Below are 4,000 nucleotides of genomic sequence, written 5' to 3' on the forward strand. Positions count from 1 at the left end.
GCGACGCCTGCTGCCACCTTCGGCGCGGCGAGTACTGGAGCTCCGCCCCGCTGTGGTTGCGCGACAGGCTGTTGAGGCGCCGGTTGCGCGGGGTCGGGGTGGCGCTGGTTGGGGGCTTGCACAGGTAGCGGTGGGTGGCCACCAGAAATTTCCTGTTGAAGGGCACGGGGAGGTGCGGCAGCCCTCGAGAACCCGGTTGCGCCGGCGTCGGAATGGGCGGCCGGACGTGCCGAGGCGTGCCGACTCGGCCGGGCTCTACTCACGCGGATCGCAGAAGCCTCTTGCTCTTGGCCTACGGCGACGACGTAGCCGTCTTCACCGAACCGGTCTTGGTACCCCCATAGGGTATTCGTCATCGACGACTGGATATCCCATGCGGACCTGCCTGTCGGGGCGGGCATGGGGAATGACCGGCGGTGCGGACAGGACGACGCCGACAGGAGCCGGGAAGCAGGCGGGGTGCCGGTCGGACATTTTCGCGATGTGCGGAAATGGGCTCGTAGAAATGGTGCGGGTTCCCCTGTGTCGATGGCGTTTGGTGGCACGAATCCTAACCGTTCGGAGTCGCATCAGCGGTTCGAAATAGTTTAAGAAGAATGCAGTCCCAGGGTAGTTGCCAACGGTGATGGGACTATTACTTATGGTCCATAGCGCTGTTGTGTGATCGTGTCGTATCGTCCAGTCATCGCCAGGCCTTGGTGGAGGTTCTGGTCTTCGAATCCTTTGTGTGCAACGAACTTCGGAGCTCGGATGACCATGGACGGTGCTGTCGTGGTGCCCGGAACCACCCAGGGTGCTCAGTGGGTCGATGATGTGCTGCTGGCGGGGCCGGCTGGCGATATCTGCTTTCGGTTGCCGGAGCCTGTTGACCGGGCAATGCTGCGTCGATTGGTGCGGGACCGCCAATCCGAACTGGCCGAGTCCGGTTTTCGGGCCGGTGGTGCCGCGGCATTGAGGTTACCGCCCTCGATGGCGTTCGTGACGCATTTGCTGGCGGTCTGGCGCAGTGGCGGGCAGGCGATCCTGCTGGATCACCGGCTGACCGACTACGAGGTGCGGCGGGCGATCGAGCGCCTGGTGCCTCAGGTGGTGGTGTCACCGGGTCGACCGGTTTCCCAGGGGCTGCGGACGTTCGTCGAGGTCGAGACGGACGTGGCCAGCTACTCCGGTCACCCGGCCGGTACGACGCACGCCGTCGTACAACTGAGTTCGGGGTCCACCGGACCGTCGAAGGTCATCGGCCGGTCCGCGGAGGACCTGGTCGAGGAGGTACTGCGGTATACGCAGATCGACGGGGTGCCGCAGCGGGGTGAACGCATCGTCCTGCTCCCGTCGATGGTGCACGTGCTCGGACTGGTCGGCGGGCTGATGTACGGACTGCACGCCGGCGTCGAGCTGGTCCCGCCGGCGAGGCTCACCGGAGACGCGATCATCCAGGCGATCGCGTCGGGCCGGAACCCGGCGACCGTTCTCGGGGTGCCGTTCCACATCGGGCTGCTCGCGTCGGTCCAGGAGCCGCCGGAACTGCCGCAGTTCCAGCGGATGACGACCGGCGGCGAGCTGGTGCCGGCCGCGGTGTCGCAGTCGTTCGAGGCGAAGTACGGCGTGCCGCTCGGCACCATGTACGGGATGACCGAGGTCGGTGTCATCGGCACCGACCTGTACGGCGAACACCGGCCGGCGATCCGCCCCGCGCCGGGCATCGAGGTCCGCGCGGTCGGCGGGGAGCTCCACATCCGGCGGCCGGAGTCGCCGTACCTCGGGCTGGTCGACCCGGCGCGCTGGTCGGACGGCTGGCTGCGGACGCGTGACGCCGGTGTCGTCGACCCGGAGACCGGCCTGGTCAGCATCAAGGGCCGGCTCGACTCGCAGGTCTCGGTCGGCGGGATGAAGGTCGATCTGACCGAGGTGGAGTACACGCTCGGCACGCTGCGCGGCGTCGAGGCGGCGGTGGTCGTCTTCGACGGCTCGATCACCGCCTACCTGCAGCTGAAGGAACGCCGGGACGTCGCTCGCCTGGAGACCGAGCTCGCGCAACTGCTGGCCCCCTACAAACGTCCGCGCACCGTGCGCATCCTCGATCAGCTCCCGCGCACCACCACCGGGAAACTGGTCCGCGACGTCACGATCCTCCGCACGGCAGCCCCGTGATGCTCGGTCAGCACGACCTCGGAGGTTGCCGCGGGCAACGCCACGGCCAGCACCGCCTGAGCGATCGGCAGGTGCAGGACGGTCAGGCCGGCCTCGGAAGGCACCGGCCCGTCCGGCAACGGCATGCGACGGCGGAGACCGGACTTTCGCAGGCCCTGCCCGCGAGCCTTTCCGACCGCTTCCTTGGCGGTCCACAGGTGGAGGAAGGCGATCAGTTCGTCGGGTTGCTGCGCCATCCAGTCGAGCTCCGACGGATCGAACCAGCGACGAGCCAGGCCGCTCACTTCGCGCGGACAGATGTCCTCGATGTCGATGCCGATGCGTCCTGTGGGCGAGGCCGCGGCCGCGACGAGGTTGCGGCTGTGGCTGATGCTCACCGCCAGGCCGCCGACGAGCGGCCGCCCGGCCGGCTCGTACCGGAGCTCGGCCGGGCGGTCGAGGAGCATGCCGGCCAGTTCCAGCAGCAGGTCCCTGCCGGCCGCGTGCTGGTCGGGGCCGGCCGGCGCCACCCAGACATGTACCGAATCACCCACGGAAAGAAGGTAACCCGATGAAGGACGAGGTTCGCGCTTTCGTCATCGCGCAGCTGGAGGACATGAACTACGACACCGAGGGGATCGACGACGACACCACGCTCGGGCCGGCCGGGGTGGACCTGGAGTCGCTCGCGCTCGCGGATCTGTCGGTGCGGGTCGAGGACCGGTTCGGGGTGCGGTTCTCCGACGACGAGTCGGAGCAGTTGGCGTTGATGACGGTCGGCGAGTTCACCACCGAGGTGGCCGGCCGGGTAGCCCAGCAAGTCTGATGACCTCGACCCCACCCCCGCCCGGGCGGGACGACATCATCAGCTGGCTGGCAGGTCTCGGCGAGCGACCGCCGGGCGCCGAACGGATCGACTCGATGGAGCTGGCCTGGCTGGTCCATCAGGTCGAGCAGCGGTACGGCGTCGAGCTCTCCGACGATCAGCTCGAACGGATGACCACGGTCGACGACGCGGTCGCCGTACTGGCCGAGGTGCTGACCAGTCATGTCTGAGCCGCGACCGGTCTCCGTCACCGGCCTCTCCGTCCTGACCGCACTCGGTCGCGGGCCCGAGGCCCAGCTGGCCAGTACCGCGGCCTTCAGTGAAGTACGGCGCTTCGACACCAGCAACCGTCGCGTGCACCACGCCGCCACGGCAGTCGACGTCGGCACGCTGGAAGAAGAGCTGGATCTCGCGATCGCCACCGCGTGCAGTCAGGCCGGCAGCGACCGCAGTACGACACCTCTGCTGCTCGCGCTGCACTCGGCACCGTCCTTCGACTTCGGTCAGCGACGCGTCTACACGAGTGCTTGCGTCTCAGCCAGTACGGCGATCGCCGACGCCGCAACGTTGATCCGCAATGGACGTGCCGACCGCATCGTCGTAGCTGGGGCGTACCTGGTCGAGGCGGACCAGTACGCGCTGTTCGACGCCGGCCGGGCCCTCTCCGACGACCGAACTGTCCGCCCGTTCAGCCTCAACCGCCGAGGCCTGCTACTGGGCGACGGCGTCGCCGCGGTCGTCCTGCAGGCGGGGAGCGGACTCGCGGAGATCGCCGGCTGGGGTCGAGCCGGTGACGCCTACCACCCCTGCCAGCCGTCTCCGGACGGGCGCGGCCTGGCCGCAGCCATCCAGGCCGCGCTGGCCCGGGCCGGCGTATCGCCCGGCGAGGTGGGCTACGTCAACGCGAACGCGACCGGCACCGCCCTCAGCGACGCCGCCGAGGCCGCGGCACTCACCGCCGTCTTCGGCGCACCGTCTGGTGGGTTGACCCATCAGAGCGTGGGTTCACCAACTGGAATCCCGTTGGCCAACCCACAGTCTGAT

Annotated in this window: 5 protein-coding genes; 4 read left to right on the forward strand and 1 reads right to left on the reverse strand. The window is 68.6% G+C overall.

What is annotated here, in order from left to right; all coding sequences use genetic code 11:
• Positions 1-756: 756 nt before the first annotated feature.
• Complete coding sequence (locus E1218_RS35095) at positions 757-2,151, forward strand: class I adenylate-forming enzyme family protein (RefSeq protein WP_165949563.1); 1,395 nt, start codon at positions 757-759, stop codon at positions 2,149-2,151.
• Here the strand turns inward: E1218_RS35095 and E1218_RS35100 are convergent.
• Positions 2,082-2,684: a 4'-phosphopantetheinyl transferase family protein gene (locus E1218_RS35100; protein ID WP_132327341.1), complete on the reverse strand. Its 603-nt coding sequence runs from the start codon at positions 2,682-2,684 to the stop codon at positions 2,082-2,084. The genes E1218_RS35095 and E1218_RS35100 overlap by 70 nt on opposite strands.
• 17 nt (positions 2,685-2,701) lie before the next feature.
• On the opposite strand from E1218_RS35100, the gene E1218_RS35105 reads away from it, so the two are divergent.
• The 3 genes from E1218_RS35105 to E1218_RS35115 all read left to right on the forward strand — a co-directional run.
• Entirely contained in the window at positions 2,702-2,956 is a 255-nt protein-coding gene (locus tag E1218_RS35105; protein ID WP_132327342.1) for an acyl carrier protein, read from the forward strand.
• Positions 2,956-3,186 carry an acyl carrier protein gene (locus tag E1218_RS35110; protein WP_132327343.1) on the forward strand — a complete coding sequence of 77 codons (231 nt, stop codon included), beginning with the start codon at positions 2,956-2,958 and terminating at the stop codon, positions 3,184-3,186. Before E1218_RS35105 ends, E1218_RS35110 begins: the two co-directional genes overlap by 1 nt.
• On the forward strand, positions 3,179-4,000 hold an 822-nt coding region (locus E1218_RS35115; RefSeq protein WP_132327344.1), incomplete at its 3' end, for a beta-ketoacyl synthase N-terminal-like domain-containing protein. The genes E1218_RS35110 and E1218_RS35115, both read left to right, overlap by 8 nt.

It is taken from the genome of Kribbella turkmenica (assembly GCF_004348725.1).
GTDB lineage: Bacteria > Actinomycetota > Actinomycetes > Propionibacteriales > Kribbellaceae > Kribbella > Kribbella turkmenica.

Coding starts and splice junctions, on each gene's coding strand:
- E1218_RS35105 (WP_132327342.1), top strand. CDS start 2,702: ATGAAGGACGAGGTTCGCGCTTTCGTCATCGCGCAGCTGGAGGACATG.
- E1218_RS35095 (WP_165949563.1), top strand. CDS start 757: ATGGACGGTGCTGTCGTGGTGCCCGGAACCACCCAGGGTGCTCAGTGG.
- E1218_RS35110 (WP_132327343.1), top strand. CDS start 2,956: ATGACCTCGACCCCACCCCCGCCCGGGCGGGACGACATCATCAGCTGG.